This is a genomic window from Mesorhizobium sp. LEGMi-168a (genome assembly GCF_058312955.1).
In genome coordinates this window covers 553,863-580,089 of sequence record NZ_JBZEGV010000001.1, presented here as the reverse complement: position 1 = coordinate 580,089, position 26,227 = coordinate 553,863, and the positions used below count along the sequence as shown (strand labels likewise).

At 64.6% G+C, this 26,227-nt stretch carries 19 protein-coding genes; 10 read left to right on the top strand and 9 right to left on the bottom strand.

The features are described 5' to 3' along the window. Positions 1–8 precede the first annotated feature (8 nt). Positions 9–569 (top strand): DinB family protein, encoded by a 561-nt coding sequence (locus AC4FWB_RS03005; protein WP_491024262.1) that lies wholly within the window; start codon positions 9–11, stop codon positions 567–569. On the opposite strand, the gene AC4FWB_RS03000 is transcribed toward AC4FWB_RS03005, so the two are convergent. The 3 genes from AC4FWB_RS03000 to hppD are packed head-to-tail and all read right to left on the bottom strand — an operon-like array spanning position 548 to position 2,322. Next, positions 548–922 (bottom strand): type II toxin-antitoxin system VapC family toxin, encoded by a 375-nt coding sequence (locus AC4FWB_RS03000; protein WP_491024261.1) that lies wholly within the window; start codon positions 920–922, stop codon positions 548–550. The genes AC4FWB_RS03005 and AC4FWB_RS03000 overlap by 22 nt on opposite strands. Beyond that, positions 919–1,146 (bottom strand): type II toxin-antitoxin system Phd/YefM family antitoxin, encoded by a 228-nt coding sequence (locus AC4FWB_RS02995; protein ID WP_491024260.1) that lies wholly within the window; start codon positions 1,144–1,146, stop codon positions 919–921. The genes AC4FWB_RS03000 and AC4FWB_RS02995 overlap by 4 nt, the downstream gene beginning before the upstream one ends. Positions 1,147–1,206: 60 nt before the next feature. Continuing rightward, entirely contained in the window at positions 1,207–2,322 is a 1,116-nt protein-coding gene (gene hppD / locus AC4FWB_RS02990; protein ID WP_491024259.1) for a 4-hydroxyphenylpyruvate dioxygenase, read from the bottom strand. A 138-nt stretch (positions 2,323–2,460) separates the two neighbouring features. Between hppD and AC4FWB_RS02985 the strand changes: the two genes are divergently transcribed. Beyond that, entirely contained in the window at positions 2,461–2,928 is a 468-nt protein-coding gene (locus tag AC4FWB_RS02985) for an Lrp/AsnC family transcriptional regulator (protein WP_320229045.1), read from the top strand. A gap of 243 nt (positions 2,929–3,171) precedes the next feature. Here AC4FWB_RS02985 and AC4FWB_RS02980 read toward each other — a convergent pair whose 3' ends face one another. The 4 genes from AC4FWB_RS02980 to aztA form a co-directional block, all read right to left on the bottom strand. Beyond that, positions 3,172–3,510: a protein tyrosine phosphatase family protein gene (locus tag AC4FWB_RS02980; RefSeq protein WP_491024338.1), complete on the bottom strand. Its 339-nt coding sequence runs from the start codon at positions 3,508–3,510 to the stop codon at positions 3,172–3,174. A 151-nt stretch (positions 3,511–3,661) separates the two neighbouring features. Next, the gene (aztC, locus tag AC4FWB_RS02975; protein WP_491024258.1) at positions 3,662–4,603 is read right to left on the bottom strand and encodes a zinc ABC transporter substrate-binding protein AztC; all 942 of its coding nucleotides are present in this window, start codon (positions 4,601–4,603) and stop codon (positions 3,662–3,664) included. Between the two features lie 34 nt (positions 4,604–4,637). Continuing rightward, a complete protein-coding gene (gene aztB, locus AC4FWB_RS02970) occupies positions 4,638–5,513 on the bottom strand; it encodes a zinc ABC transporter permease AztB (RefSeq protein WP_491024337.1) in 876 nt (291 codons plus the stop codon). Beyond that, on the bottom strand, positions 5,513–6,337 hold the full coding sequence (aztA, locus tag AC4FWB_RS02965) for a zinc ABC transporter ATP-binding protein AztA (protein ID WP_491024257.1): 825 nt from the start codon (positions 6,335–6,337) through the stop codon (positions 5,513–5,515). The genes aztB and aztA overlap by 1 nt, the downstream gene beginning before the upstream one ends. A 229-nt stretch (positions 6,338–6,566) precedes the next feature. Between aztA and AC4FWB_RS02960 the strand changes: the two genes are divergently transcribed. Further along, entirely contained in the window at positions 6,567–6,911 is a 345-nt protein-coding gene (locus tag AC4FWB_RS02960) for a RidA family protein (RefSeq protein ID WP_320261486.1), read from the top strand. A gap of 201 nt (positions 6,912–7,112) precedes the next feature. Here the strand turns inward: AC4FWB_RS02960 and hutC are convergent, their stop codons facing one another. Beyond that, on the bottom strand, positions 7,113–7,859 hold the full coding sequence (gene hutC, locus AC4FWB_RS02955; protein ID WP_491024256.1) for a histidine utilization transcriptional repressor HutC: 747 nt from the start codon (positions 7,857–7,859) through the stop codon (positions 7,113–7,115). A gap of 14 nt (positions 7,860–7,873) precedes the next feature. Beyond that, the gene (locus AC4FWB_RS02950) at positions 7,874–9,229 is read right to left on the bottom strand and encodes a formimidoylglutamate deiminase (RefSeq protein WP_491024255.1); all 1,356 of its coding nucleotides are present in this window, start codon (positions 9,227–9,229) and stop codon (positions 7,874–7,876) included. A 97-nt stretch (positions 9,230–9,326) separates the two neighbouring features. On the opposite strand from AC4FWB_RS02950, the gene hutI reads away from it, so the two are divergent. From hutI to AC4FWB_RS02915, 7 genes are all read left to right on the top strand, one after another. After that, complete coding sequence (hutI, locus tag AC4FWB_RS02945; RefSeq protein ID WP_491024254.1) at positions 9,327–10,556, top strand: imidazolonepropionase; 1,230 nt, start codon at positions 9,327–9,329, stop codon at positions 10,554–10,556. Then, complete coding sequence (gene hutH / locus AC4FWB_RS02940; protein WP_491024253.1) at positions 10,553–12,094, top strand: histidine ammonia-lyase; 1,542 nt, start codon at positions 10,553–10,555, stop codon at positions 12,092–12,094. Before hutI ends, hutH begins: the two co-directional genes overlap by 4 nt. Beyond that, positions 12,094–12,912, top strand: a complete 819-nt coding sequence (hutG, locus tag AC4FWB_RS02935) for an N-formylglutamate deformylase (RefSeq protein WP_491024252.1) — start codon at positions 12,094–12,096, stop codon at positions 12,910–12,912. The genes hutH and hutG overlap by 1 nt, the downstream gene beginning before the upstream one ends. A 25-nt stretch (positions 12,913–12,937) precedes the next feature. Further along, positions 12,938–14,611, top strand: coding sequence for a urocanate hydratase (gene hutU / locus AC4FWB_RS02930; protein ID WP_491024251.1), 1,674 nt, complete (start codon positions 12,938–12,940; stop codon positions 14,609–14,611). 4 nt (positions 14,612–14,615) lie between these two features. Further along, positions 14,616–15,203 carry a HutD/Ves family protein gene (locus tag AC4FWB_RS02925; protein ID WP_491024250.1) on the top strand — a complete coding sequence of 196 codons (588 nt, stop codon included), beginning with the start codon at positions 14,616–14,618 and terminating at the stop codon, positions 15,201–15,203. Between the two features lie 269 nt (positions 15,204–15,472). After that, the gene (locus tag AC4FWB_RS02920) at positions 15,473–24,052 is read left to right on the top strand and encodes a glycoside hydrolase family 94 protein (RefSeq protein WP_491024249.1); all 8,580 of its coding nucleotides are present in this window, start codon (positions 15,473–15,475) and stop codon (positions 24,050–24,052) included. Between the two features lie 376 nt (positions 24,053–24,428). Beyond that, positions 24,429–26,198, top strand: coding sequence for a glucan ABC transporter ATP-binding protein/ permease (locus AC4FWB_RS02915; protein ID WP_491024248.1), 1,770 nt, complete (start codon positions 24,429–24,431; stop codon positions 26,196–26,198). Positions 26,199–26,227: the final 29 nt, after the last annotated feature.

Here is a 26,227-nt window from a genome sequence, read left to right as displayed (position 1 = left end):
CCACCGCCGTGACCTTGCTCGATCATCTGCGCCGCATGGCGCACAACAATTTATGGTCGAACGACCGGCTCTACCGCGCTGTCCTGGCGCTGAAACCCGGCGAGTTCGAGGCCAAGCGCGTGAGCTTCTTCCCCTCGATCAAAGAGACTCTCAATCACATCCTCGCGGTCGATCGTCTCTATCTCGATTTCCTGACGGATGGCGGTCTCGGCGCCGCCGCCTACGACGCCTTCGTGCCTTTCGACGATGTGGTAAGCCTGGCAGCGGCGCAGGCCGATTTCGACCGCGAGCTTGTCGCCTTCTGCGACGGCCTGTCGGAAGCCGACCTCGATCGTCGCGTCATCACCGACCGGCGCGAGGACGGCATGATCCCCGAGCGCATCGGCGACATCCTTGCCCACGTCTTCCTGCACGACATCCACCACCGCGGACAGGTGCATGCGATGCTTTCCGGCACTTCCGTTCCGCCGCCGCAGTTGGACGAGTTCCTGCTCGACTATGACGTCAAGCTGAGGAAGGAAGAGGTGGAGCGTCTGGGACTGGATGATCAGACCAGCGCAACGTCATAGGCTGAAAATTGCCGATCCGCGGTGACCATCGTCAGGCCTTCAATTTGAGCCTGTGCAATGAGCAGACGGTCGAAGGGATCGCGATGATGGAGTGGCAAGTGCTCGAGTCTCGCCGCGTGCTGTTCATTTACGCTTAGAATTGGAATTCCGTTCGACCTCAGGATGTCCACGAGGTTGGCTGTGAGCGTGACTTTGCCGAGCGATTTCTTGATTGCTATCTCTGCCACCGAGATCGCGCTGACGATCACATCCTTGCCCGCGAGAAAGATTTCGCGATGGTGGTCCGAAAGGCGTGAGTCCGCGTTAAGTACCCAAAGCAGAATATGGGTGTCGACCAGATATTTGTGGCTCATTTAATGTAGTCGTCCCATTCGGGACCGAGTTCATCAAAATCATCCGATATCCGAATTTGTCCCTTCAGGGCCCCAAACAGGCCTTTGCTCCCGCCAGGTCGGGCAGGGGCGCTCAAGGTTGCCACAATTTCCCCGTGCCGGGTCAGATTGATCTCTTCGCCAGCTTGAGCACGTTTTACCAGCTCGGAGAGCTGGGCCTTTGCTTTCGCCATCGGAATATTCATTTTCGGCCTCTTGTGACCAGAATTTAGGTCATAAGAGGCCGAGCCGCAAGTCCGACGGTTTTACGCCGCTTTGCCGTCCAGCTTGATCACGCCGCGCTTGATCTGGTCCTGCTCGATCGATTCGAACAGCGCGCGGAAATTGCCTTCGCCAAAACCTTCGTCGCCCTTCCTCTGGATGAACTCGAAGAAGATCGGGCCGATCACGGTCTTGGAAAAAATCTGCAGCAGGATCTTGGTCATGCCGCCGTCGACGACGCCTTCGCCGTCGATGAGGATGCCGTGCTTCTTCATCCGCTCGATCGGCTCGTCATGGCCGTGCACGCGCTCATGCGACATCTCGTAATAGGTATCCGGCGGACCGGGCATGAATTTCAGCCCGTTGGTGGCGAGCTTGTCGGTGGCATCGTAGATCGCGTCGGTGCCGACGGCGATGTGCTGGATGCCCTCGCCATTGTACTTCTTCAGATATTCGGCGATCTGGCTGGTTTCGTCCTTGGACTCGTTCAGCGGAATGCGGATCTTGCCGCAAGGCGAGGTGATCGCCCGGCTGACCAACCCGGTGATCTTGCCGTCGATGTCGAAGTAATGGATCTGCTTGAACCCGAACAGGTCGCGATAGAAATCCCACCACTTGTCCATGTTGCCGCGATAGACATTGTGGGTGAGGTGGTCGAGGTAGTAGAAGCCGACGCCTTCCGGCTTCGGGTCGCGCTCGCCCAGCCATTCGAACTCGGCGTCATAGGCCGAGCCTTTTTCGCCATAGGCTTCGATGAAATAGAGCAGCGAGCCGCCGATGCCGACGATGGCCGGCACGTCGAGCGCCTTGTCGGTGCCCTCATAAGGCGCGGCGCCCTTCGATACGGCATGATCGAAGGCGTGCTTGGCGTCGACCACGCGCCATGCCATCGAGGCGGCGCAAGGGCCGTGCTTTTCGACGAACTTCATCGCATGCGAGCCAGGCTCGGCATTGACGACATAGTTGATGTCGCCCTGGCGCCAGACGGTGATGTCCTTCGAGCGGTGCTTGGCCACCGCGACATAGCCCATGCGGGTGAAGAGCTCGGCGAGCTTTGCCGGCTCTGAATGCGCGAACTCGACGAATTCGAAACCGTCGGTGCCGGCGGGGTTCGCCTTGCTGATCTTGGCGGGCGGGGCGTCGTGCGGGAAGGGGCCCATGGCAGTCCTCCGAAAGCTGTTGCGGCCAGGCTTGGCCAATTTCGATGATGATAGCGCGAAGTCGCCGCACAGTGCTTGCATTCAACCGCTTGAAATGCGCACTATGTGCGCGGATCGTGCATGATCGGAGGAAAATCCATGGAAGATGCGCGCCTCGATCAATTCGACCGCAAGATACTGGCGCTTCTGCAGGGCGATGCGCGGCTCACCAACAACGACCTTTCGGAGCGGGTGAACCTGTCGCCATCGCAATGCTCGCGCCGTCGGCAGCGGCTGGAGGAAGACGGCTACATCAAGGGATATCGCGCCGTGCTCGACCGCGACCGTCTGGGCTTTTCGCTGGTCAATGTGATTTCGGTGACGTTGGCCACGCACAATCGCGACAACGCCCGGCGTTTCGGCGAGCTGGTGGCGCGGCTGCCCGAGGTGCAGGAGGCGCACGCGCTGACCGGCGAGATGGACTATATCCTGAAGGTGGTGACGCCCGACCTCAAGTCACTGTCGGAGTTCGTCAACGGCGTGCTGCTGCCGCACGAATCGGTGCAGCATGTGAAGACGGCGATCGTGCTGGAGACGCTGAAGGAAACCGGTGCGCTGCCGATTTAGTCAAGCGAATTTCGCTGGATATGTTGGAGGGACAGCGCCCCCCTCTGTCCTGCCGGACATCTCCCCCACAAGGGGGGAGATTAGATGTCACGCCGGGCTTCGCCAATCGCCAACGCTGCAGGAATAGCATAATCGCCGAGGCTGCTAATCTCCCCCCAAGTGGGGGAGATGTCCGGCAGGACAGAGGGGGGCGCGAAGGATCGCCAACCTGCGGAATTGGCTCTCGCCAATCGCAGTGAACACTCAGCCCTTCTGCTGCTGGATCAGCCCATAAAGATTGGTGCAGCGCGCGCCGGAGCGGCAGTAGGCAAACACCGGGCCTTCGAGCTCGTCCAGCGCCTCGGCCTGGTCCTCGACATTGTCCATGGTGATCTGCCCGCTGATCACCGGAATGTAGCGGAAGGCTAGCCCAGCCGCTTCCACCGCCGCCTTGACGCTGTCGGCAGAAGGCTGGCCCGGCTGCTCGTTGTCCGGCCGGTTGCAGATCACGCTTCTGAAGCCGGCGTCCTTGATGGCGGCGATGTCCTCGGGCTGGATCTGGCCGGAGACCGAATAGTCCTCGCTGATCTGGCGGTATTCCATGGTCTTATCCTCGCAATCTTCTTTGGCGGTAGTCATGCCACTCCGGGGCAAAAGCGGCAATGCGTGCCGTAGGATTTCTCTGCCAAATAGCGATGCCGGACCGGAAAATCCAACCGGGTCGATTTGACCCGGTTGGATGATTGCGTCCGCCTCAACTCCCCAGGATCGCGCCTTTGATCTGCGTGATGTTGTTGTGCATCATGTCGATATAGGTCGAGGCCGGGCCGTCTGGCTGCGACAGCGCGTCCGAATAGAGCGTGCCGCCGACCTTGATGCCGGTCTCGCTGGCGATCTGCTCGATCAGTCGTGGGTTGGTGATGTTCTCGACGAAGATCGCTGCCGCCTTGTCCTGCTTGACCTGTTCCACCAGCTTGGCGACGTCGGCGGCCGACGGCTCTGAATCGGTCGAGATGCCTTGCGGCGCCAGGAAGGTCAGGCCGTATTCGTGCTCGAAATAGCCGAAGGCGTCATGCGAGGTGATGACAACGCGCTTCGCCTCGGGGATCGACTGGATCGCCGCCTTCACTTCGCCTTCCAGCGCATCGAGCTTCGTGGTGTAGGCGGCGGCGTTGGTCTTGTAGCTGTCGCAGCCTTCGCTATCGGCGGTGCAGAAGGCCTCGGCGATGTTCTTCACATAGATCTTTGCATTGGCGATCGACTGGAAGGCATGCGGATCGGTGACGGTCTTGCCGCCGCCGGTGTCCGCGCCTTCGGCGGCATCCGCGTCAGCGAATTCCGGCTTGAAGTCGATCGGCGTGACACCCTTGGTCAAGGTGACGATCGAGGCTTTGGTGGCGCTGGCATCGACCAGGCGCTGCAGAAAACCTTCGAAATGCAGGCCGTTGACCAGAACGACATCAGCGCCGGCCATCGCTACCGCGTCGGCCGGGCTCGGCTCATAGACATGCGCGTCGCCGTCGGGGCCGACGATGGTGGTGATGTTGACGCGATCGCCGCCGACATTCTTGGCGAAGTCCGCAATGACGGTGAAGCTTGCCACCACCTTGAGCGGCGCCGCGAAGGCCGACGAGGTTGCGAAGGCGCTTAATGTTATAACACTCATCGCCAGAGCGGCACGGATGGATTTCAGCATTGGGCAAGTCTCCTTTAGCGGTCGGGGATTGGGATCAGGCGGTCCGGTGGCGGTGGTGCACGATGCGGGCACGCAGCGCGCCGCGCGAGCCGAACACGATCGAGACGAAATAGACGACGCCGGCCGAAAGGATGATGGCAGGGCCGGACGGCAGTGACGCGTGATAGGACAAAAGCAGCCCGGCGATGCAGGAGGCAAAGCCGATCAGCACCGCCAGCACGCACATCGGCTCGACGCGCACGGTCCAGAAGCGGGCAGCGGCCGCGGGCAGCATCATCAGCCCGACCGACAGCAACGTGCCGAGCGCTTGGAAGCCGCCGACGAGGTTGAGCACGACCAGCCCGAGGAAGATGAAATGCACCGGGCTGCCCATGCGGCTGACCGAGCGCAGGAACAGCGGATCGAGGCATTCGGCGACCAGCGCGCGCCAGAAGATGGCAAGGCTTACGAGCGTCACCACCACGATGCCGCCGATCAGCGTCAACGCCTCGTTGTTGAGCGCGAGCACGGTACCGAAGAGCACATGCATGAGATCGACGCTGGAGCCGCGGATCGACACCATCAGCACGCCCACCGCAAGCGAGATGAGATAGAAGGCCGCCATCGAAGCGTCCTCGCGCTGGATGGTGAAGCGCGAGACCGCGCCGGCGCCGAGGGCCACGATAATGCCGGCAATCAGCCCGCCGATCGTCATCGGCAGGATTTCAAGCCCATAGAGCAGGAAGCCGGCGGCGGCACCCGGCAGGATCGCGTGCGCCATCGCGTCGCCCGACAGGCTCATGCGCCTCAGCATCAGGAAGACGCCGACCGGGCAGGCGCCGAGCGACAGCATCAGCGAGCCGAACAGCGCCCGCTGCATGAAGGCGAAATCGGCGAAGGGCGCGATGAACAGGCCGTAGAGGAATTCCATCACGCCGCCCTCGGCCCGGAGCCATGGTGGTGATCATGCGCGTGCGCGTGATCATGATGGCCATGATCATGATCGTGCTCGAGATGGTCATGATCGGGCTCACACCAAGGCGCATTCTCCTCCCAGGCCTCGTGAAAACGCCGCGCCTTGAGCAGGTTTTCCGGCCTGAGCGTATCCCTCGTCTCGCCCCAGGCGACAGGCTGGCGGGCAAGCAGCAGCGTCTCGGGAAAATTCTGCCGCACGAGATCGAGGTCATGGACGACGACCATGATCGTGCGCGCCTCGCCATGCCATCGTTTTATGAGCTGGATGAGATCGCCGACGGTCTTGGCGTCGACGGCGTTGAACGGCTCGTCGAGCAGGATGAGATCGGCGTCCTGCAGCAGCACGCGGGCAAACAGCGTGCGCTGCAGCTGCCCGCCGGAGAGCGTGTCGATCGGCCGCGTCTCGAAGCCGCCGAGCCCGACCGCCATCAGGGCCTTGCTGACGGACTCGCGATCTTCCTTGGTGTAGCGGCCGAGCATGCCGCGCTTTGGCCAGAGGCCGAGCGAGACCAGGTCGACGACCCGCGCCGGAAAGCTGCGATCAAGCTCCGACTGCTGCGGCAAGTAAGCGGCGCGAACACCTGGAGCGCGGACAACCGTGCCCTCCATCGGCTTCAGCACGCCGACAATGCCCTTCATCAGCGTCGACTTGCCCGAGCCGTTGGCGCCGACCACCGCCGTCAAAGAGCCTTTGCGGACGATGCCGTTGAGATGATGAATGGCGGGATGGCTGTTGTAGCCGAGCGTCAGGTCGCGGAAGGTCAGGCAGGCATTGGTCATCGGACGATCCGGGCGGGCCGCGAAACTAAAGGGGTCTTGTCGATATGTGATGTTATTACATTAGTCAACATGCCGGTCCGGCGGAATTGTGCTCTGAGCGGTCAACTCGCCGTGTATAAGCCGGGGCTTGGGGAGGACGGTTGGCTCAAGCGGTTTCGCGTTTGTCGACCTTGCCCGAAGCCGGCACGGACTCTAAACAGGCGCGACCCTCAAAAAGAAGGAACCTCCCATGAGCATTCGTCGCATCGATGTCGGCCCGCGCATGAGCCAGATCGTCATCCACGGCAACACCGTCTATCTGGCCGGCCAGGTCGGCGAGCCCGGCGGCAACGTCGCCTCGCAGACCCGCGACATCCTGAAGACCATCGACGAATTGCTGGCCAAGGCCGGCACCGACAAGACCAAGATCGTCCAGGCGATCATCTGGCTTGCCGACATGGGGACCTTCGCCGAGATGAACTCCGAATGGGACAAGTGGGTGCCGCAGGGCCACACGCCCGCCCGCGCCACCGGCGAAGCCAAACTCGCCGGCCCGGAATATCTGGTCGAGATCATTATTACGGCGGCGATTTAGGGCCGCGACGCCGGAACTGCCAATCTCCCCCCTTGTGGGGGAGATGCCCGGCAGGGCAGAGGGGGGCGCTGTCCCGCCGGCCTCTCCGCTAACTGAGCACAATCTACGAGAATTTTACGGGCGGACAAGAATCTGAGGGCAGCGTTCTACGGCGCCCCCCTCTGGCCTGCCGGCCATCTCCCCCACGAGGGGGGAGATCACTCATCCCTGCGAAGGCGTGAACCTCGCCACGAGCGTGTGGCTTTCCGCTGGATAGATGAAGCGCACATGGGTGACCGGGTGCTCGGCGCTCCAGGTGCGGCGCTCGACCACCAGGCAGGGCGCGCTCGCGTCGATGTCGAGCGCTTCGGCGATGGTGTCATCGGCGGCCATGGCGCGGATGCGGTGCTCGGCCTCGCTCCACGGCACGCGGCCGATCAGCCAGGGGCCGGGTGCGATTTCGAGGAATTCTTCCTCGGCTGCCTCGGCCACGGCTGAGAGATTGATCAGCCGCTGCTCGAGCGCGAACGGCCTTTCGCCGGCAAAATGCAGGCTTTCCAGCCACAACACCGGACCCGGGTCCGCAAGCCCCAGCAGCGACCGGTCCTCGGCGTTGCTGCGCCGCTTCAGGCGTTCCAGCCGCTCGTAGCGATAGGGCAGGCCGAGCGCCTCGACCTCGATCCGGATGTCGTGCAGCTCCAGCACCGCCGCTTGCGACTGCGGCTGGCGGACAAAACTGCCCGAGCGGCGCCGGCGCTCGATCAGCCCTGCCTTCGCGAGCTGTGACAACGCCTTGTTCACCGTCATGCGCGAGCATTTGTATTCGGCCGTCAGCTCATGCTCGAACGGGATGCGATGGCCGGGCGCCCAGGCGCCGGAGAGGATTTTTTCGCGGATATCCGACAGGATGCGCTGATGCAGCGAAATGCTTTCGCCGCCCTCCATGTCATCTGTTTCAACAAGGCTCATCGGGCTTTTCCTGCTCAGCCTTGGGAGAGCGCGGTCATGACTGCGCGGAACCGTTTGGCAACGGCTTCGCGCTTAGCATGCCTGCCGCCGCTCACCTGCTTTTTCCCATGCACCCAGACGCAATCGACCTTGCTGCCGTTGGCGAAGATCCAGGCGTCGAGGATCGCATCGCCCGTCTTGCCCGCAAGCGAGGGATGACCGGCATCGAGCGAAACAAAGTCGGAGGGATTGCCGACAGCAAGCATTGATGGCTCGGTGCCGAGCGCTTGGCTGCCGCCGTCGAGTGCCGCGTCGAACAGCGCGCGCCCCGTGGAGCCGCCGGCGCGCGCCAAAACGTTGCGGGCGCGATGCGCAAGGCGCTGCGAATATTCGAGTTGGCGTAGCTCGTCGGGTAGGCCGATCAGCACGTTGGAATCGGAGCCGACGCCGAAACGTCCGCCATGTTCGATGAACAGCGGAGCGGCAAAGGTGCCGTCGCCGAGATTGGCCTCGGTGATGGGGCAAAGGCCGGCGATCGCGCCGCTCTTTGCCATGCGAAGCGTCTCGGCCTCGGTCATATGCGTGGCGTGGATCAGGCACCAGCGCTCGTCCACCGAGGCGTGGCTGAGCAGGAACTCGACCGGCCGAGCGCCCGACCAAGCGACACAATCCTCGACTTCCTTCACCTGCTCGGCGACATGGATGTGGATCGGACCGTTCGGCGCCATCGCCGCGATCGCGTTGAGCTCGTCCGGGGTCGCCGCCCGCAAACTGTGCGGCGCGACGCCGACCACCGCTCGATTCAAAGCGCGAGCGCTTTCGCGGCTTTTCTCAAGCAACCGCCCGAAGCGCTCGACATCATTGATGAATCGCCGCTGGCCGTCGTTCGGCGCGGCGCCGCCGAAGGCGGAATGCGCATAAAAGACCGGCAGCAACGTCAGCCCGATGCCGGTCTCGCCGGCAGCCGCCGCGATCCGCTCCGCCATCTCGGCGATGTTGGCGTAAGGCTTTCCGTCGCGGTCGTGGTGCAGATAGTGGAACTCGCCGACGCGCGAGAAGCCGGCCTCAAGCATCTCGACATAAAGCTGCGCCGCCACGGCTTCGACCTGTTCCGGCGTCATCGACAGCGCGAAGCGGTACATCACCTCGCGCCAGCTCCAGAAACTGTCGGCCGAAGGGCCGCGCAATTCGGCCAATCCGGCCATGCCGCGCTGGAAGGCGTGGCTGTGCAGATTGGGCATGCCGGAGATCAGAATGGCATGGCGCTCGTCACCGGCCTGCGGGGAAGCACCGGCCTCGACCGCGCTTATGCGGCCGCCTTCGAAAGCGACCCTGACATTGCCTTGCCAGCCCTCGGGCAGCAGCGCCTGTTCCGCAAAGATCGCCGTCACGTTTTTCTCCGAATCTGAATGCCCGAGCGACATTACCACTTGCGTCGCGTTTCAATATGTATATACATAATCGCCATTCTTTCAAATGGAAAAGATGATGGGTGGAGAGAACGGAAAGAGCGGCCTTCGTCTCTGGCGCAACGCGCGGCTGGCGACCGTGGCCGATGGCGCGGCCGGGCTTGGCATCGTCGAAAAGGGCGCGATTGCCACGCGCGACGGACTGATTGTCTATGCCGGCGCAGAAGCCGACATGCCGGCGTCGCTCGGGCAGGGCGCCGAGACCGTCGATTGCGAGGGCCGCTGGATCACGCCGGGCCTCATCGATTGCCACACGCATCTTGTCTATGCCGGCAACCGGGCCAATGAATTCGAGATGCGGCTGGCTGGTGCCACCTACGAGGAAGTGGCCCGCGCTGGGGGCGGCATCGTCTCCTCTGTCAAATCGTTGCGCGCCGCGACCGAGGACGAGCTCGTCGCCCAGACGCTGCCGCGCCTCGACGCGCTGATCGCCGAAGGCGTCACCACCGTCGAGGTCAAGTCGGGCTACGGCCTCGATGCCGACAATGAGAAGAAGTCGCTGCGCGCTGCCCGTCGTCTGGCCAATGAACGCTCCGTGACGATCCGCACGACCTGTCTTGCCGCGCACGCGCTGCCGCCCGAAGCCAAGGGCGACAAGGACGCCTTCATCGATCTCGTCGCGGGCACGATCCTGCCGGAAGTCGCCGCAGAAAAGCTCGCCGATGCCGTCGACGGTTTTTGCGAGGGCATTGCCTTCTCGCCGGAGCAGATGACGCGCGTCTTCGACAAGGCGAAGGCGCTTGGCTTGCCGGTGAAGCTCCACGCCGACCAGCTTTCCAACCTGCATGGCGCGGCACTTGCGGCGCGCTATGGCGCGCTGTCCGCCGATCATCTCGAATACACGGACGAAGAGAGCGCCGCGGCGATGGCCAAGGCGGGCACCGTCGCGACGATACTGCCCGGCGCCTACTACTTCATCCGCGAGACCAAGAAGCCGCCGGTCGACCTGTTTCGCCGCCATGGCGTGAAAATGGCGGTCGCCACCGACTCCAATCCCGGCACTTCCCCGCTGACCTCTTTGCTGCTCACTATGAACATGGCCGCCACTCTGTTTGGCATGACCGTCGACGAATGCCTTGCCGGCGTCACCCGCGAGGCCGCGCGTGCGCTGGGGCTTCTCGACAAGACCGGCACGCTCGAAGCCGGCAAATCGACCGACCTTGCCATCTGGGATATCGAGCGCCCGGCCGAACTCGTCTACCGCATGGGCTTCAACCCGCTCCATGCCCGCATCTGGAGAGGACAATGACCGAACTGATCCTGAAGCCCGGCAGCGTGACGCTTGCCGACTGGCGCGCCATCTATCGCGGCGCCATGCCGAAGCTCGACGCTGCATGCCGGCCGAAGATCAAGGCCAGCGCCGAGGCCGTCGCCCGCATCCTCGCCAAGGGAGAGCCGGTCTACGGCATCAACACCGGCTTCGGTAAGCTCGCCAGCGTCCGTATCCCGGCGAACGATCTCGAAACGCTTCAGCGCAACATCGTGCTTTCGCATGCCGCCGGCGTCGGAGAGCCGATGCCGGCCGCGGTGGTGCGGCTGATGATGGCGCTGAAGCTTGCCAGCCTCGCCCAGGGCGCTTCCGGCGTTCGCGCCGAGACCATTGACCTGCTTCAAGGGATGCTCGCCAACGACGTCATCCCGGTGGTGCCCGCGCAAGGCTCGGTCGGCGCTTCCGGCGACCTCGCGCCGCTTTCCCACATGACGGCCGTCATGATCGGGGTCGGCGAATGTTTTACGCCGCATGGCCGTTTCCCCGCGAAGGTCGCCTTCGTCTCGCATGGGCTGGAGCCGGTGACGCTCGGCGCCAAGGAGGGCCTGGCGCTGCTCAACGGCACGCAGTTTTCAACCGCTTTCGCGCTGGCCGGCCTGTTCGAGGCCGAAACGCTCTACCAGTCGGCGCTGGTCGCCGGTGCGCTGTCGACCGACGCCGCCCGCGGCTCGGACGCGCCTTTCGATCCGCGCATTCATTTGTTGAGAAAGCATCGCGGCCAGATCGAGACGGCCGATGCGCTGCGCAAGCTGATGGCCGGCAGCGCCATCCGTGAATCGCACCGCATCGGCGACGAGCGCGTGCAGGACCCTTACTGCCTGCGCTGCCAGCCGCAGGTGATGGGCGCCGCGCTCGACGTGCTGCGCAAGGCCGCCGACACGCTCGAGACCGAGGCCAACGGCGTTACTGACAATCCGTTGATCTTCACTGAGGACGACACCGCGCTTTCGGGCGGCAATTTCCATGCTGAGCCGGTGGCGTTTGCCGCCGACATGATCGCGCTCGCCGTCTGCGAGATCGGCTCGTTGTCGGAACGCCGCATAGCCATGCTGGTCGATCCGGCGCTCTCCGGCATGCCAGCCTTCCTGACGCCGAAGCCAGGCCTGAATTCCGGTTTCATGATCCCGCAGGTGACAGCGGCCGCCCTTGTTTCGGAAAACAAGCAGAAGGCCTATCCGGCGAGTGTCGATTCCATCCCGACCTCGGCCAACCAGGAGGATCATGTCTCAATGGCAGCGCATGGCGCGCGCCGGCTGCTCGGCATGATCGAGAATGCGACCGCCGTCGTCGGTATCGAACTCTTGGCGGCGGCCCAGGGCTGCGATTTCCACGCGCCGCTCGCTTCGAGCGAAGCGTTGGAGGCGGTGCGCAAGCTGGTCCGCGCCGAGGTGCCGCATCTCGACAATGACCGGCATTTCCACCCCGACATGGAAAAGGCGATCGCCATGGTGCGCAGCGGCGCCGCCGTCAAGGCGGCAAGTGCCGTGGCGCTACCCGCGATCGCGGGAGCGGCATGATGGCCACGCCTTCCTGGCTCACCGTCACGCGCGGCACAGCGCCCCTGCTGGTCTCGATCCCGCATACCGGCATCGATCTCGCCGGCCTCGACGGCCGGCTGGTCTCGACCTGGCTTGGCCGCCGCGACTGCGACTGGTGGATCGACAAGCTCTACGATTTCGCCACCGACCTTGGCGCGACGGTCGTCCACACCGCCATCTCGCGCACCGTCATCGACGTCAACCGCGACCCGTCCGGCGTCTCGCTCTATCCCGGACAAGCGACGACCAGCCTGTGTCCCACGGACACGTTCGACGGCGATCCGCTTTACCGCATGGGCGAGGAACCGACGCCGGCCGAAATCGACCAGCGCCGTGAGGCCTATTTCAAACCCTATCATGCCGCCCTGCAGGCCGAGATCGACCGGCTGCGCGGCATGCACGAAAAGATCGTGCTCTATGACTGCCATTCGATCCGCTCGGTATTGCCGCGCCTATTCGAAGGCACGCTGCCCGTCTTCAACCTCGGCACCAATGACGGCAAAAGCACCGATCCGTCGCTGCAGGAGAAGGTGGCTGCCATCCTCGCCGCGACCGGCGAGAGCTGGGTGGTCAACGGCCGCTTCAAGGGTGGCTGGATCACCAGGAGTTTCGGCCAGTCGCGGAACGGGGTGCATGCGTTGCAGATGGAGCTCTCCAACCGCGGCTATATGCGCGAGCCTGCGGAAAAGGGCGCGCCGGAAAACTGGCCGGTGCCTTACGACGCCACCTACGCAGCACCCATTCGCGTCACGCTGAAGAAAATCCTCGAAACCGCGATTGCCTGGGCCGGGCGCTGACGCGCCGCCTTACTCGAAAGGGACAATGATGACCGATCCTCGCCACAACATCCGCGAAGTGCGCGCGCCCCGCGGCGACAAGCTCAACGCCCGTTATTGGACGACCGAGGCGCCGCTGCGCATGCTGATGAACAATCTCGATCCGGAAGTGGCCGAGAACCCGAACGAGCTCGTCGTCTATGGCGGCATTGGCCGGGCGGCGCGCACCTGGAACGATTTCGACCGCATCGCCGCTTCGCTGAAGACGCTCGGCGAGGACGAGACGCTTCTGGTCCAGTCCGGCAAGCCGGTCGGCGTCTTCCGCACCCACAAAGACGCGCCGCGCGTTCTTATCGCCAACTCCAACATCGTGCCGCACTGGGCGACCTGGGAGAAGTTCAACGAGCTCGATAAGAAGGGCCTGATAATGTACGGCCAGATGACGGCCGGCTCGTGGATCTATATCGGCACGCAAGGGATCGTGCAGGGCACGTATGAGACCTTTGTGGAAGCGGGCCGCCAGCACTATGGCGGCAATCTCAAGGGCAAGTGGATTCTGACCGGCGGCCTCGGTGGCATGGGCGGCGCCCAGCCGCTCGCCGCCGTCATGGCCGGCGCTTGCTGCCTCGCCATCGAATGCAATCCGGACTCGATCGATTTTCGCCTGCGCACCCGTTATGTCGACGAGAAGGCCGAGACGCTCGAAGAGGCGATGGAGATGATCGAGCGCTGGACGAAGGCCGGCGAGGCGAAGTCCGTCGGGCTGCTCGGCAATGCCGCCGAGATCGTGCCGGAGATGTTCCGGCGCCGCATCCGCCCCGATATCCTCACCGACCAGACGTCGGCGCACGACCCCATCAACGGCTATCTGCCGAAGGGCTGGACGATGGCGCAATGGCGCGAGAAGCGCGTCAGTGATCCGAAAGCGGTGGAGAAAGCGGCGCGCGCGTCGATGCGCGAGCATGTCGAGGCGATGGTGGCCTTCTGGAACGCCGGCGTGCCGACGCTCGACTACGGCAACAACATCCGTCAGGTCGCCAAGGACGAGGGTTTTGAGAACGCCTTCGCTTTCCCGGGCTTCGTGCCGGCCTATATCCGTCCGCTGTTCTGCCGCGGTATCGGCCCGTTCCGATGGGCCGCGCTCTCCGGCGATCCGGAAGATATCTACAAGACCGACGCCAAGGTGCGCGAGCTTACCCCCGGCAACACGCATCTGCACAACTGGCTCGACATGGCGCGCGAGCGCATCTCGTTCCAGGGCCTGCCGGCGCGCATCTGCTGGGTCGGCCTCGGCGATCGCCATCGGCTCGGCCTCGCTTTCAACGAGATGGTGGCCAAAGGCGAGCTCAAGGCGCCGGTCGTCATCGGCCGCGATCATCTCGATTCCGGCTCGGTCGCCTCGCCGAACCGCGAGACCGAAGCGATGAAGGACGGCTCCGACGCCATTTCCGACTGGCCGCTGCTCAACGCGCTGCTCAACACGGCGTCGGGCGCCACCTGGGTGTCGCTGCATCATGGCGGCGGCGTCGGCATGGGCTTCTCGCAGCATGCCGGCATGGTCATCGTCGCCGACGGCACGCCTGACGCGGCAAGGCGCCTGGAGCGCGTGCTCTGGAACGATCCGGCTACCGGCGTCATGCGCCACGCCGATGCCGGCTACGACATCGCCATCCAGTGCGCGAAAGAGCACCAGCTCAACCTGCCGGGCATACTGGGCTGAAACGATGCGCATCCTTCGTGCCGCCGGCTACCGCGTCATGCCGTGGAAGAATGGCGGCGGCACGACCACCGAGATCGCCGTCTCGCCGCACAGCGCCGGGCTCGACGATTTCGACTGGCGCGTCTCGATGGCCCGCGTCGAGACCAGCGGGCCTTTCTCCAGCTTTGCCGGCATCGACCGTACGCTCTCGGTCCTGGAAGGGGACGGCATCGTGCTCGACATCGCCGGCAGGCCGCCGGCTCGACTGACCGCAGCCTCGGTGCCGCTTTCCTTTCCCGGCGACGTGCCGACTGGCGCCACCCTGATCGGCGGCCCGATCACCGATCTCAACGTCATGACACGGCGGAGCCGGATGACCCACACGGTCGAGCGCCTGTCGCTCTCGGGCGAAATGCGGGTTGAGCACAACGCCGGCACGACTCTCCTTCTCTCGGTCGATGGCGACGTGAAAGTCTTTGCCGACAGCGTATCGAGCCTCGGCCCGCTCGACGCGATCATCCTCGACCGGGATAGCCCCGAACTGCGGCTGCAGCCCGAAGGGCAGGGACATCTGTTCGTTGTCAGACTCTTAGGTCTCGCGGCCAACGATTAACGGCTGTTGCCAAACATGATCGCGGCGCGGGCGAAATATCGCCCGGCCCCTTGCATGTATCACGAAAAAGCCTGAATCCTTTCCCTGAACGGACCCGGGGCGGGAAGCGAGGGGCGTTCGCCCTTGAGTTGTCGAAAGGGGACGCCCCTATCGTGGAGCGCAAAAAACTTTCGACCGGACCTGACATGCAACCAATTGCATTTGAACCGGTTTTAGGGACATTGCCGTGGCGGTGACGCCGCATCGCGTCCCGCCTTACGGAATAATCAATGAACATTCAGACGAACCCCACCAAGATCGAACTCAAGAGCGCCGGCTTCCCGAATGTCCCGGAAGCGCCGATACGCTCCAATTTCCTGCCTGAAGACCGGCTGCAGGTGCTGGGCGCCGCGCTCGCCATGGGCGAAGTTCGGGAACTGTTCCGGTTCTCGCCATTCGAATTCCAGGCCCGCATCCGCGACAGCGCCAAGAAGATTCTCGAAGTCTATCGTTCGACCAATGCCGCCCAGGCCAAGGGCGAGACGATTACGCCCGCGGCACAATGGCTGCTCGACAACAATTATCTGGTCGAGGAGACCATCTTCCAGGTCAAGCGCGACCTGCCGCGCCGTTTCTACCGCCAGTTGCCGACGCTCAAGCTTGCCGACGGCACCGAGTTGCCGCGCGCCTTCGTCGTCGCCTGGAGCTATGTCGAGCATTCCGACAGTGCTGTCTCGGCGACCATGTTCAAGGCCATCGTCGAGGGCTTTCAGTCGGTCGAGCCGCTGAAGATCGGCGAGCTTTGGGCGCTGCCGTCGCTGCTGCGCTTCGTGCTGATCGAAAACCTTCGCCGCATCGCGGTGCGCGTCAACCGCACCAGAGAGATGCGCCAGATCGCCAACGAGGTCGCCGACCGGGTGCTGGCGACCGACGACAATGCCGACCGGACCAGGATCCTGTCGACCTACGCCGCGCATGCGCAGGACACGACGTTCGCCACCCAACTCCTCTATCGCCTTCGCGACGGCTCGCAGAATGCCGGCCGGGCGCTGGAATGGCTGGAGAGCGAGCTCGAGAAGACCGGCTCCGACGCCGAGGAGATCATCATCTCCGAGCATCAGACGCTGTCCAGCGGCAACGTCACCACCGGCAACATCATCCGCGGCCTGCGCCTCATCAACGACGTCGACTGGACGGTCTGGTTCGAGGGCGTCAGCCGCATCGACACGCTGCTGCGCGAGAAGACCGATTTCGCCGCGCTCGACTTCTTCTCGCGCGACCAATACCGCACCGCGATCGAGCAGCTCGCGCGCCGCTCCGACCTTTCCGAATTCCGCGTCGCCGAAAAGGCGATCGAGCTTGCCGGCCATGTTCCCGGCGTCACCGACGCGTCCGGCGTGCCGGAAACCGCCGACCCCACGGTGCATACCGATGTCGGCTTCTTCCTGGTCGGGCCACGCCGGCCGGAACTGGAACAGGCGATCGGCTACCGGCCGCCGATCAACGTGACTTTCAAGCGCGCCTTTACCGCCACCGGCTGGCTCGGCATCGTCGTGCCGGTCTTCCTGCTGACGATGCTCCTGCTTGTGCTGTCCGGCAATGCACTTGCCCATCTCGGGCTCTCGGCGGAGTCGATCACGCTGATGCTGGCCCTGTTCGCGGTGCCGGCGAGCGAAGGCGCGTTGGCCTTCTTCAACACCGTCATGGCGCTCTTCCTCAAGCCGACGCGCCTAGTCGGCTACGACTTCAAGCACGGCATCCCCGCCCAGGCGCGCACGCTGGTCGTGGTGCCCTCGCTGATCGGGTCGCGCGACGACGTCGAGGAAAACATCCGCAACATCGAGGTGCATCACCTCGCCAACACGGCGGAAGAGATCCATTTCGCGCTGCTCTCCGACTGGCCGGACTCCAAGACCGAGATCGACGCCGCCGACATCGAGATCCTGCAATATGCGCGCGACGAGATCGCCAGGCTGAACGCCCGCTATCCGTCGGAAGGCGCGCCGCGCTTCTATCTCCTTCACCGCCGCCGGCTCTACAACCAGGCGCAGGGCTGCTGGATGGGCTGGGAGCGCAAGCGCGGCAAGCTGCACGAGCTCAACCTTCTGCTGCGCGGCGACAGCGACACCACCTTCCTGCCGCTCGACGTGCCGCTGCCCGAAAAAGTCACCTATGTGATGACGCTCGACGCCGACACGCGCACCACGCGCGACGCCGTCTCGACGCTCGTCGGCAAGCTCTCGCATCCGCTGAACCGCCCGCATTTCGACCCGGCGAAGCGCGTCGTCAGCGCCGGCTACACCATCCTGCAGCCGCGTATCACCGCTTCCCTCACCAGCGGCGACGACGCCTCCTTCTTCCAGCGCGTTTTCTCGGCCAATCGCGGCCTCGACCCTTATGTCTTTGCCGTCTCCGACGTCTATCAGGACGTCTTCGGCGACGGCTCCTTCACCGGCAAGGGCCTCTACCATGTTGACGCCTTCGAAGCGGCGCTGAAGGATCGCATCGAGGAAAACACCATCCTCAGCCACGATCTGCTCGAAGGCGCCATGGCGCGCGCGGCTTTAGTCACCGACGTCGAGCTGGTCGAGGACTATCCGACCCGCTACTCGGTCGACGCCTCGCGCCATCACCGCTGGGCGCGCGGCGACTGGCAGTTGCTCGGCTTCATGTTCGACCCGCGCTCCGGCGTGCCGGCGCTGTCGCGCTGGAAGATGGTCGACAATCTGCGCCGCTCGCTGACCCCGATCTTCTGGGTGATGGCCTGTATCGCCGGCTGGACGCTGCTGCCCTTCACGCAGGCCGCGCAATGGCAGGCGCTGTTGATCCTCAGCCTGTTCATGGCCCCCACCTTCGACATCGTGAACGGCATCTTGCCCAAGAGCGGCGACCAGACCCCGCGCGGCCATTTCTCGGCTTTAGCCCGCGATACGGTGTTCGGCACCGCGCTGGTGGCACTCAAGGTGCTGTTGATGGCGCATCTCGCCTGGATGATGGGCGACGCTGTCGTCCGTACGCTCTACAGGCTCTTCGTCAGCCGCCAGAACCTTTTGGAGTGGCGCACCGCCTCGCAGGCGCACAAGAGCGGCGGCAGCGATCTCGGCTCCTATTACAGCATGATGTACGGCGCCGTGATCATCGGCGTGGTCGGCCTTGCCGTTCCGGTGCTGGCCGATTCCACCGGCGCGTTCGTCGCCTTTTTCTTCGCGATTTTCTGGATCGGCTCGCCCGCCGTCGCCTGCTGGATCAGCCGCTCGGCCGAGACCGAGGACAGGCTGCGCATTTCGGCCGCCGACGTGCACACGCTGCGCACCGTGGCGCGCCGCACCTGGCACTATTTCGAGACCTTCGTGACGGCCGAGCATCACCATCTGCCGCCCGACAATTTCCAGGAAAGCCCGGCGCCTGTGGTGGCGCCGCGCACGTCGCCGACCAATATCGGCGTCTACCTGCTGTCGATCGTGTCGGCGCGCGATTTCGGCTGGATCAGCCTGTCGGATGCCATCACCCGCATCGACGCCACGATGACCACCATCGAGAGCATGCCGCGCGACCGCGGGCACCTCTACAACTGGTACGACACGACGACGCTGAAGCCGCTCTATCCGCTCTATATCTCGGCGGTGGACAGCGGCAATCTTGCCGGCCATCTGGTCGCGGTGGCTGCCGCCTGCGCCGAATGGGCCGAAGCGCCTTCAGTCCACCTGCAGGGCGATTTCGAAGGCATCCTCGACACCGTCACCATCCTCGACGAGAGCCTTGAGGATCTGCCCGACGACCGCCGGCAGCTGAGGCCGCTGCGTCAGCGTCTCGCCGACCGCCTCGACGGCATGCGCCGCGCGGTGATGACCATCAAGGCGCAGCCCGAGATGGCCTCGATCCGCACCATCAACCTCGCGGTGCTTGCCGGCGAGATCCGCAAGCTCGCCACCGCCATTCACGTCGAGGTCGCATCGCCGAAGAGCGACGTCATCGCCGACTGGGCGGCGAGGCTGGAGGCGACCTGCGAGGCGCATGTGCACGATTCGCACAATGACGAAAGCGCCGTCTCGGCGCTGCGCGCCAAGCTGCTCGCGCTGCGCACGCGCTGCCGCCGCTATGCCTTCGAGATGGATTTCTCGTTCCTGATGCGGCAGGAGCGCAAGCTTCTGTCGATCGGCTACCGTGTCGAGGAGCACCAGCTCGACGAGAGCTGCTACGACCTGCTCGCTTCCGAGGCGCGGCTGACCAGCCTGTTCGCCATCGCCAAGGGCGACCTGCCGACGGAGCACTGGTTCCGGCTCGGCCGCCCGATCGTCGAGATCGGCTTTAAGGGCGCGCTGATGTCCTGGTCGGGCTCGATGTTCGAGTATCTGATGCCGCCGCTGGTGATGAAGGAGGCGCCGGGTTCGATCCTCAACCAGACCAGCAAGCTGATCATCAAGCGCCAGATCCAGTATGCGCGCTCGAAGAACGTGCCCTGGGGCATTTCGGAAGCGGCCTACAATGCCCGCGACCGCGAGCTCACCTACCAGTACACCAATTTCGGCGTGCCCGGCCTCGGCCTGAAGCGCGGCCTCGGCCAGAACACCGTGATCGCGCCTTACGCCACAATCCTGGCGGCGCAGTTCTACCCGCGCGAGGCGGTGCAGAACCTCATGCGGCTGCGCTCTATAGGCGCGCTCGGCCGCCACGGCTTTTACGACGCGGTCGATTTCACGCCGCAGCGTGTGCCGGAAGGCACCGACCACGCCGTCGTCCAGAACTACATGGCCCACCATTCCGGCATGTCGATCGCCGCTGTGGCGGATGCCATCTTCGAGGGCCGGCTGCGCGAACGTTTCCACAGCGACCCTGTGATCGAGTCGGCTGAACTGCTCCTGCAGGAGAAGGCGCCGCGCGACATCCCGGCCGCCACCGTCCGGACCGAGGCCGACGAACGCGCCAAGGACGAGACCGAGACGGAGAGCCCCGACAGCCGCATCATCCTCGATCCGATCAAGGCGCTGCGCGCCACCAATGTCATGTCGAACGGCCGCTACTCGGTCATGGTCACCGCGACCGGCTCCGGCTACAGCCGCTTCGGCGAGCTCGCAGTCACCCGCTGGCAGCCGGACCCGAGCGAGGATCGCCTCGGCTCCTATATCTTCCTGCGCGACGCCCCGACCGGCGACTGGTGGTCGGCGACCGCCGAGCCGAAGCGCGCCGAGAACGAACGCGTGCAGACGCTGTTTGCCGACGACAAGGCGAGCTTCACCAAGTCGGTCGGCTCGTTGCGTTCGGAAGTCGAATGCATCGTCATTTCCGAAGGCAATGGCGAGGGCCGCCGCATCACGCTCTACAATGACGGCGCCACCGACCGGCATATCGAGGTGACCTCCTTCGCCGAGTTGGTGCTGGGCAACGAGGCCTCGGACAACGCCCATCCGGCGTTCTCGAAGATGTTCGTCGAGACCGAGATCGCCGCGAACAACGGCGCGATCTTCGCCACCAGGCGCAAGCGCGACAAGAACGAGCCCGACCTCACCATGGTGCATTTCGTCACCGATCCGTCGGGTCCGTCGCGCGACGCCGAGGCTGAGACCGACCGGCGCGCCTTCATCGGCCGCGGCCGCACCATTGCCGATGCCGTGGCCTTCGATCCCGGCGTCAGGCTCGGCGGCAGCCATGGCTTCACGCTCGACCCGGTGGCGGCGCTCCGCCGCCAGGTGCGCGTGCCGGCCAACAAGAAGATCTCGCTGACCTTCTGGACCGTCGTCGGCGCCAACCGCGGCGAGCTCGACAACGCGATCGCCCGCCTCGACCATCAGGAGAGCTTCGCCCGCCAGGCGATGCTCGCCTGGACGCGCAGCCAGGTGCAAACGCGCCATCTCGGCCTCAGCCTGACCGACGCCGCCAATGTGCAGACGCTGGCGCGTTACCTGATTTATCCCGATCCGTTCCTGCGCCTGCCGGCGGAATCGATCGCCTCGGGTCTCGGCCGCCAGTCGAGCCTTTGGCCGACCAGCATCTCCGGCGACTTCCCGATCTTCCTGGTGCGCATCGGCGACGTCGCCGACCTCGAGATCGTCGCTCAGGCGCTGCGCTTCCAGGAGTATATGCGCGCCCGCGGCATGATGATCGACTTCGTCGTCGTCAATGAGCAGGCGTCCTCCTACGTGCAGGACCTGCAGCGCGCGGTGGAGACGCTGTGCGAGAACAGCCGCCTGCGCGGGCGCGAGCTCGGACCGCGCCAGCACATCTTCGCCGTGCGCCGCGACCTGATGGACGAGCCGACCTACAAAACCTTGCTATCGGTCGCGCGCGTCGCGCTCCACACCCGCAACGGCACTATCTTCGACCAGCTCGAGCGCGCCGAGACGGCGGCATTGCAGGCCCGTGACGTCTTGCAGCAAGCGGAAGGCATTCCGGGTCGCCAGCCGCCCCCGCCATTGCCTGAGCCGAGGCCGGCAAGCCAGGGCGGAGCCGACATCGCCGCCGATGGCACTGGCCTCAGCCTCTGGAACGGCTTCGGCGGCTTCGACGGCGATGGCCGCCACTATGTGACGCGGCTGACCGGGCGTCGCACGACGCCGCAGCCTTGGATCAACGTCATCTCCAACGCCTCCTTCGGCTTCCACGTCTCGTCGGAAGGTGCGGGCTTTACCTGGAGCCGCAACAGCCGCGACTACCAGTTGACGCCATGGTCGAACGATCCGGTGTCGAACCGGCCGGGGGAGGGCTTCTATATTTACGATCAGTTGAGCGGCAAGGCGTTCTCGCCGATGGCCGCGGTGGTGCGTGACCCCTCGATGACCTACGAGACCTGGCACGGGCAGGGGTTCTCGACCTTCCGCTCGAAGCGGGGGCCGCTGTCGATGGACCTGACGCAGGTGGTCGACCCGGTGGATCCGGTCAAGATCACCCGGCTGCGCATCCAGAATGCCGGACCGGCGCCGGCAAGGCTGCGCGTCTATGCCTACGCCGAATGGGTGCTCGGCGGCCATCGCTCGCGCACGGCGGCGACAATCGTGCCCACGCGAGACGAGGCAACAGGCGCGCTTCTGGCTCAGAACCCCTACGGGCTCGATTTCGGCGAGCGGGTGGCTTTCCTCGCCGCCACGGCGCCTGTCCATTCGGTGACCGCCGATCGCGCGGAGTTCATCGGCAGGCACGGCACGACCGAATATCCGCAGGCCGTGCTCGGCGGGCTTGCCCTGTCCGGCCGCGTCGAGGCAGGTGACGATCCCTGCGCCGTGATCGCAAATGACATCGACATTCCGGCCGGCGGCGACGTGACGCTGTTCTGGCTGCTCGGTGACGCGGCCACCACTGCCGAGGCGAGCGCCTTGGTGCAAACCCATCGCGGCAAGGATTTCGACCAGCGCCTGGCTGAAAACGAACGCGTCTGGCGCGGCTTCCTCGACACCATCCAGGTCGAGACGCCGGACAAGGCGCTCAACGCCATGGTCAACCACTGGCTGCCTTACCAGAGCCTCGCCTGCCGCATCCGCGCCCGCTCGGCCTTCTACCAGGCGAGCGGCGCCTTCGGCTTCCGCGATCAGTTGCAGGACACGCTGGCCTTGCTGGCGCACGATCCGAAGCTGGCGCGCGACCAGATCCTCAACGCGGCGCGCCGGCAGTTCCAGGAAGGCGATGTCCAGCACTGGTGGCTGCCGCGCACCGATGCCGGCGTGCGCACCATGATTTCGGACGACGTGGTTTGGCTGGCGCACGCCACCGCCCGCTACGTCGAGGTGACGGGCGATACCGCGATCCTCAAGGAGCAGATACCCTTCATCGACGGGCAGGAACTCGGCGAGGGCGAGCACGACGCCTTCTTCACGCCCGAGATCACCAAGACCACCGCTTCGCTCTACGACCACTGCGCGCGGGCGCTCGACCTTGCCATCAAGCGCAGCAGCCCGGCCGGCTTGCCGCTGATCCTGGGCGGAGACTGGAACGACGGCATGAACCGTGTCGGCGAGGGCGGCAAGGGCGAGAGCGTGTGGTTGGGCTGGTTCCTCCTGAAGACGCTGGGCGACTTCGCCCGCGTCGCCAAGGGACAGAGCGATGCCAAGCGGGCGCAGGCCTGGGCGAAGCATGCGGACGTGTTGAAGCGGGCGCTGGAGAGCACGGCCTGGGATGGCCAGTGGTACCGGCGCGGCAGCTTCGACGACGGCACGCCGCTCGGCTCGAGGAATTCCGACGAGTGCAAGATCGACTCCATCGCCCAGTCCTGGAGCGTGCTCTCCGGCGAGGGGGATCCGGCGCGCTCGACCACGGCCATGGAGCAGGCGACGAAAATGCTCGTCGACGACAAGCTCAAGATCGTCAAGCTGTTCACGCCGCCCTTCTCGAACAGCGAGCAGGATCCCGGCTACATCAAGAGTTACCCGCCCGGCGTGCGCGAGAATGGCGGCCAGTACACCCATGCCGCCACCTGGTTCGTGATCGCGCTGGCCGAGATGGGCCGTACCGACGAGGCCTATCGTTGCTTCTCGATGCTGAACCCGGTCAACCACGCCTCGGACGAGGCCGCGGCCGAGCATTACCGCGTCGAGCCTTATGTGGTGGCGGCCGACATCTACGCCGGCGAAGGAAAAGGCGGGCGCGGCGGCTGGACCTGGTACACGGGCTCGGCAGGGTGGCTCTACCGGGCGGCTGTCGAGGGAATCCTGGGCATCGAGCGGCGCGGCAAGCAGATCACGTTTAGGCCGAAGCTGCCTGGACACTGGGATGGCTACGCGGCGACGCTCAAGATGTTCGACGGCGAAATCAAAGTCCGCGTCATCCGCGACAAAAAGACCAAGTCGATCTCGCTCGAAGTCAATGGTTCGAAGACAAAATCGGGATCTTTCGAGCCGAATGCCGGCGAGAAGACCGAGGTCGTCGTCAAGATACCTGCGTAAAATCAACGATTTGGCTCAAAGGCCGCGCGTCCCCCGGGATGCGCGGCCTTTGCTTGGCGTTTTACTTGGGCGCGACCCCGGTCAGTGCCCTCGAAGCTCCTTTAGACCCGGCTAAGCAAGCGCCTGATGATTAAAAATGTGGCAGCGCGCGGCAAGTGCCATTATTTTGCCGCAAGGCTGACATTTCACCTTTTATCTCAAACCGTTAGGTGATCACGCCAGATTTCGCACCGTCGTCATCTTTTGTTCGCTAAATGGGAACGGAAGCGATAGACGGGCATTGTTTTGCGACGCGTTAACCGGTACGTGTCAAAAAATGGTGCAGTGCACAAATCCGGAATTGAGCACGACTGAAGAGTTTGGCGGAGTAGCTGAAGTGTCACTTCTGCAGATCTACTGGCGAGCACTGGGTTATCTGGCGGCTGACAAGAAGCGCGTTGCGCTGATCTGCGTCGCCAACGTCGCGCTGGCCGCGATCGCAATCCTCGAGCCGATCCTGCTCGGCCGGGTGATCGGTGCCATCTCCGAAAACGGTCCGGTGTTTTCGACGCTCGCCGTCTGGGCCGCTCTCGGTGCCTTCAATGTCGTCGCCTTCGTGCTGGTGGCACGCGGCGCCGATCGCTTCGCCCATGCCCGCCGCTCGGAGGTGCTGTGCCAGTCCTTCGAGCGCGTCATCACCATGCCGCTTGCCTGGCATCACCAGCGTGGCACGTCCAATTCGCTGCATACGCTGCTGCGCGCAGTCGAAACGCTGTTCAGCCTGTGGCTCGAATTCATGCGCGTGCATCTGTCGACGGCCATCGCGCTGGTGCTGCTGGTGCCGACCGCGCTCGCCATGGACATCCGCATGACCGTCGTGCTGCTCGGCCTCGGCGTGCTCTACGTTGCCATCGGCCGTATCGTCATGCGCCGCACCAAGTCGGGGCAGACCGCCGTCGAGCGCCACTACCACACCGTCTTTGCCCATGTGTCCGACAGCGTCAGCAATGTCGCCGTGCTGCAGAGCTACAACCGCATCGGCCATGAGACCGCGACGTTGAAGCGTTACGTCAAGAACCTGCTCGACGCGCAGAACCCTGTGCTCGACTGGTGGGCGATCGCCAATGCGCTGAACCGCCTGTCGTCGACCATCTCGATGATGATCGTGCTGTCGATCGGCGCCTATCTCGTCACCCGTGGCCAGCTCCGCGTCGGCGATGTCGTCGCCTTCACCGGCTTTGCCGGAATGCTGATCGCCCGTCTCGACCAGATGTCGGCCTTCACCACCCAGATCTCCGAGGCGCGCGCCAAGCTCGAGGACTTCTATCGCCTCGAGGACTCGGCCGCCGAAACCGTCGAGCCCGATGGCCTGCGCGAGCTCACCAATGTCACCGGCCATGTGCGGTTCGAAGATGTCAGCTTTGAGTTCGCCAACTCCGGCCACGGCATCGAGGGCGTGTCGTTCGAGGTGCCGGCCGGTAAGACGGTCGCCATCGTTGGCCCGACAGGCGCCGGCAAGACGACGCTCATCAACCTGCTGCAGCGCGTCTTCACGCCGGCCAGCGGCCGCATCCTGATCGACGGCATCGACACCCGCACGGTGACCCGCAAGTCGCTGCGCCACTCGATCGCCACCGTCTTCCAGGACGCCGGCCTGCTCAACCGCTCGATCGAGGACAACATCCGCGTCGGCCGCGCCGATGCGAGCAATGACGAGGTCCACGCCGCCGCCGACGCCGCCGCCGCGCAGGACTTCATCCTGGCCAAGAGCGGCGGCTACGACACCGTCGTCGGCGAGCGCGGCGGCCAGCTTTCTGGCGGCGAGCGCCAGCGCATCGCCATTGCCCGCGCGGTGCTGAAGGACGCGCCGATCCTGGTGCTCGACGAGGCGACCAGCGCGCTCGACGTCGAGACCGAGGACCGCGTCAAGGAGGCGATCGACGAACTGCGCCGTGACCGCACCACCTTCATCATCGCCCACCGCCTCACCACGGTCCGCGACGCCGACCTGGTCGTCTTCATGGACAAGGGCAAGGTGGTCGAATATGGCGGCTTCACCGAGCTGTCGTTGCGCAACGGCCGCTTCGCCGCCCTCTTGCGCGCCGGCGGCCTGCTCAACGACGAGGAAGTCCGCCGCCTCAGCCGTCCGGTCAACGAAGCGGCTTAAGCTTGGCGCTTTTACCTTCTCCCCTTGTG